Origin of the sequence: Streptomyces niveiscabiei, assembly GCF_001419795.1 — a bacterium.
GTDB lineage: Bacteria > Actinomycetota > Actinomycetes > Streptomycetales > Streptomycetaceae > Streptomyces > Streptomyces niveiscabiei.
In genome coordinates, this window is sequence record NZ_LIRL01001092.1 from 1 (window position 1) to 4,454 (window position 4,454).

Here is a 4,454-nt window from a genome sequence, read left to right on the forward strand (position 1 = left end):
CCTCAGGAGCCACCGACGCCCTCGCCCTCACCACCGCGAGTGCGGCGGCCAACTCCTCCGGCGTCGGGTTCCCCCGTACGACCTTGATGTTCACAGCGGCTCCTTAGAGGGGGATGTTGCCGTGCTTCTTCGGGGGCAGCGACTCCCGCTTCGTCCGCAGCTGCCGCAGCCCGCGTACGACGTGCCGCCGCGTGTCCGAGGGCATGACCACCGCGTCGATGTACCCGCGCTCGGCGGCGATGTACGGGTTGAGGAGGGTGTCCTCGTACTCCTGGATGAGGCGGGCGCGCACCGCCTCGACGTCCTCACCCTTGGCCTCCGCTTCGGCGATCGTGCGCCGGTGCAGGATGTTGACGGCGCCCTGCGCGCCCATGACGGCGATCTGCGCGGTCGGCCAGGCGAGGTTGAGGTCGGCGCCGAGGTGCTTGGACCCCATCACGTCGTACGCGCCGCCGTACGCCTTGCGGGTGATGACGGTGATGAGGGGGACCGTCGCCTCCGCGTACGCGTAGATCAGCTTGGCGCCCCGGCGGATGATGCCGTCGTGCTCCTGGTCGACGCCCGGCAGGAAACCGGGGACGTCGACGAAGGTGAGGACCGGGATGTTGAACGCGTCGCAGGTCCGCACGAACCGCGCGGCCTTCTCGCTCGCCTTGATGTCCAGGCAACCGGCGTACTGCATCGGCTGGTTGGCGACGATCCCGACCGGCTGACCCTCCACCCGCCCGAACCCGGTGAGGATGTTGGGCGCGTACAGCGGTTGCGTCTCGAAGAACTCCGCGTCGTCCAGGACGTGTTCGACGACCGTGTGCATGTCGTACGGCTGGTTCGCGGAGTCCGGGACGAGAGTGTCGAGCTCCACATCCTCGTCGGTGACGGCGAGATCGGCCTCCTCGGGGAAGACCGGCGCCTCGGAGAGGTTGTTGGACGGCAGGTACGACAGCAGCTGCTTGACGTACTCGACCGCGTCCTTCTCGTCCCCGGCCATGTGATGGGCCACGCCGGAGACGGAGTTGTGCGTCCGCGCGCCGCCCAGCTCCTCGAAGCCGACGTCCTCGCCGGTCACCGTCTTGATGACGTCCGGGCCCGTGATGAACATGTGCGAGGTCTGGTCGACCATCACCGTGAAGTCGGTGATCGCCGGCGAGTAGACCGCTCCACCCGCGCACGGGCCGACGACCAGGCTGATCTGGGGGATGACCCCGGAGGCATGGGTATTACGCCGGAAGATCTCCCCGTACGCCCCCAGCGAGGCGACCCCCTCCTGGATCCGCGCGCCGCCCGAGTCGTTGATCCCGATCACCGGGCAGCCCGTCTTCAGCGCGAAGTCCATGACCTTCACGATCTTCTGGCCGTACGTCTCGCCGAGCGCGCCGCCGAACACGGTGAAGTCCTGCGAGAACACGGCGACCGGACGGCCGTCGACCGTGCCGTACCCGGTGACGACCCCGTCGCCGTACGGCCGGTTCTGCTCCAGGCCGAAGTTGGTCGAGCGGTGCCGGGCGAACTCGTCCAGCTCGACGAACGAGCCCTCGTCCAGCAGGAGTTCGATCCGCTCACGGGCCGTCAGCTTGCCCTTCGCGTGCTGCTTCTCGACAGCCCGCTCCGACCCGGCGTGCGTCGCCTCCTCTACCCGGCGCTGGAGATCCGCGAGCTTCCCCGCGGTCGTGTGGATGTCGATCTCGTGACGCGTTTCCGGCTCGGACATCGGGATGCGGCTCCCTGCCTGCTCAAGAGGGGGACGGTTACTCGTTCGTAGAGTAGTGGTGCGCCTACGGGTCAGCAGTGCGGCGTTGGCCACACCTAGGGTGGGTGGTATGACACCCCGCGACGCCGCAGACCCGAGCCCCTGGTCCGACCTCGAACGCCCCCCGCTGAACGCGACAGCGCTCCGCCGGGGCCTGATCCGCGAGGGGAGTCTGTGGCGCGAGGTGCGGGTGGCCCGGCAGACGGGCTCCACGAACACGGACCTCGCCTCCGCGGCCGACACGACCCCCGAGGGCACGGTCCTCGTCGCCGAGGAACAGACCGCGGCGCGGGGCCGCCTGGACCGCCGCTGGACGGCTCCGCCGCGCTCGGGCCTCTTCTTCTCCGTCCTCCTGCGTCCCTCTCAGGTACCGGTCCACCGCTGGGGCTGGCTCCCCCTCCTGACCGGCGTGGCGGTCGCGACAGGGCTGTCGCGGTCGGCGGGGGTGGACACGTCCCTGAAATGGCCCAACGACCTCCTGGTAAAGATCGCGGGCGAGGAACGCAAGGCGGGAGGCATCCTCGCGGAGCGCGCGGGCGCGGACGCGGTGGTCATCGGCGTAGGCATCAACGTCACCCTCAAGGTTGACGAACTCCCCGTACCCCAGGCGGGCTCCCTGGCCCTGGCCGGAGCGGTGAGCACGGACCGCGACCCACTGCTTCGGGCCGTCCTCCGCTCCCTGGAGGACTGGTACGGCAAGTGGCGCGACGCGGAGGGCGACCCCATGACGAGCGGCCTCCAGGAAACGTACGCGGCGGGCTGCGCGACGCTGGGCAGGACGGTGCGGGCGGAGTTGCCGGGTGACCGGTCGGTCGTGGGGGAGGCAGTGGCGGTGGACGGAGACGGCCGCCTGGTCCTGGCGACGGAGGACGGGGTGAGGGAGCCGGTGGGGGCGGGGGACATCGTGCATTTGAGGCCGGAGTAGAGGTAGGGGGGCTCTCTGGGCTGGCGTGGGTGCATGTCTTTTAGGGGCGCGGGGAACTGCGCGAGCAACCACGATGGTGGGAAAGCCGCACGACGACAGAAACCCCCACGGTGCTGATGCGCCCGGTTCCCCTTCCCAGCGTGAGCTACCGCACATCTGCCGTAAAGTTGACCCCGGTCGATACCTGACCGTGGCAGACCGGAAAGGCAGCAGGCGTGACCGTCGACGACACCGGCCCCGACGTGGGCGAGGACGCTGCCGACCCCGGCGAGGACCCCCTCGCGCTGCGCCTGGAGGGCCTGATCCTGGGTGCGGAGCGCCGTTACACCCCGTTCCAGGCGGCCCGCAGCGCGGGCGTGTCGATGGAACTGGCGTCGAGGTTCTGGCGCGCGATGGGCTTCGCGGACATCGGCCAGGCGAGGGCGCTGACGGAGGCGGACGTCCTGGCCCTGCGCCGCCTCGCGGGCCTCGTGGAGGCGGGCCTGCTGAGCGAGGCGATGGCCGTACAGGTGGCCCGTTCGACGGGCCAGACGACCGCCCGGCTGGCGGAGTGGCAGATCGACTCGTTCCTGGAGGGCCTGACCGAGCCCCCGGAGCCGGGCATGACCCGCACGGAGGTCACGTACCCGATCGTCGAGCTGCTCCTGCCCGAGCTGGAGGAGTTCCTCGTGTACGTCTGGCGCCGCCAGCTCGCCGCGTCGGCGGGCCGGGTCGTGCAGACGGCGGACGACGAGGAGATGGTGGACCGGCGGCTGGCCGTCGGCTTCGCCGACCTCGTCGGGTTCACGCGGCTGACCCGCCGCATGGAGGAGGAGGAACTCGGCGAACTGGTCGAGGCGTTCGAGACGACGGCCGCCGACCTGGTCGCCGCGCACGGCGGCCGGCTGATCAAGACGCTGGGCGACGAGGTCCTGTACGCGGCGGACGACGCCGGTACGGCCGCGGAGATCGGCCTGCGCCTCATCGAGACGATGGCGAACGACGAGACGATGCCGGAGCTCCGCGTCGGCATGGCCTTCGGCACGGTCACCACCCGGATGGGCGACGTCTTCGGTACGACCGTCAACCTCGCCTCCCGCCTCACCTCCATAGCCCCCCGGGACGCGGTCCTCGTGGACTCGGCGTTCGCGGAGGACCTGATCCGCGGCGGCGACGCGCCCGCTTCGGAGGCGCAGGCCGCGGAGGAGGCGGTGGAGCAGGGGCAGGGGTGGGCCTACGTCGAGGCGGTGCTCGGGCGGGTCGAGGAGCTGGACCGGCGCGGGGAGGCTTTCCTCGTCGATACGGCGCGTGAACTCGGGCTGGACGCCGAGGAGTTCGACACGGCGCTCATCGACGGCCGGCACATCCTGATCGTGGACGCGGACCAGGCCGAGGGCAAGGCGATCGGCGTCACCGGCACCCCGACGTACGTCGTCGACGGCGAGCGTCTCGACGGCGGCAAGAGCCAGGAGGGGCTCCGGGAGCGCATCGAGGAGATCGCCGACCGGCTGCTGGCCGCGCCCGGCGCGTAAGGCGGCCCCGGGGTCAGAGCACCTTGTACATGCCGTGCCCCACCACCTCGTACCCCAGCGACTCGTACAGCCGCTCCGCCGGGTCGTTCCCGGCGAACACGTTGAGGCCGATCAGGGCCTTGCCCGCCGCGATCGCCCTCGTTTCCGCGAGGTGCATCAGGGTGCGGCCGTATCCCCGCCCCCGGAACTCCTCAGCGACCTCCACGTCGTAGATGTAGGACTTGTCGCCCTCGGCGGCGAGCCAGAGGATGCCGAGGGCGACAAGTCCTAC

Annotated in this window: 5 protein-coding genes; 2 read left to right on the forward strand and 3 right to left on the reverse strand. The window is 70.6% G+C overall.

The window, feature by feature from the left end:
* Both AOK24_RS46955 and AOK24_RS40325 read right to left on the reverse strand, forming a co-directional pair.
* Positions 1-94: acyl-CoA carboxylase epsilon subunit (locus tag AOK24_RS46955; RefSeq protein ID WP_276206894.1), on the reverse strand; the 94-nt coding region annotated here is incomplete at its 3' end.
* Between the two features lie 9 nt (positions 95-103).
* Positions 104-1,708, reverse strand: a complete 1,605-nt coding sequence (locus AOK24_RS40325) for an acyl-CoA carboxylase subunit beta (protein ID WP_055724878.1) — start codon at positions 1,706-1,708, stop codon at positions 104-106.
* Positions 1,709-1,817: 109 nt separating this feature from the next.
* Between AOK24_RS40325 and AOK24_RS40330 the strand changes: the two genes are divergently transcribed.
* Entirely contained in the window at positions 1,818-2,672 is an 855-nt protein-coding gene (locus AOK24_RS40330; RefSeq protein WP_055724879.1) for a biotin--[acetyl-CoA-carboxylase] ligase, read from the forward strand.
* A gap of 215 nt (positions 2,673-2,887) precedes the next feature.
* Positions 2,888-4,183 carry a DsbA family protein gene (locus AOK24_RS40335; protein WP_079057244.1) on the forward strand — a complete coding sequence of 432 codons (1,296 nt, stop codon included), beginning with the start codon at positions 2,888-2,890 and terminating at the stop codon, positions 4,181-4,183.
* A gap of 13 nt (positions 4,184-4,196) precedes the next feature.
* Here the strand turns inward: AOK24_RS40335 and AOK24_RS40340 are convergent.
* A partial coding sequence (locus AOK24_RS40340; RefSeq protein ID WP_159052166.1) for a GNAT family N-acetyltransferase occupies positions 4,197-4,454 on the reverse strand: 258 nt, incomplete at its 5' end.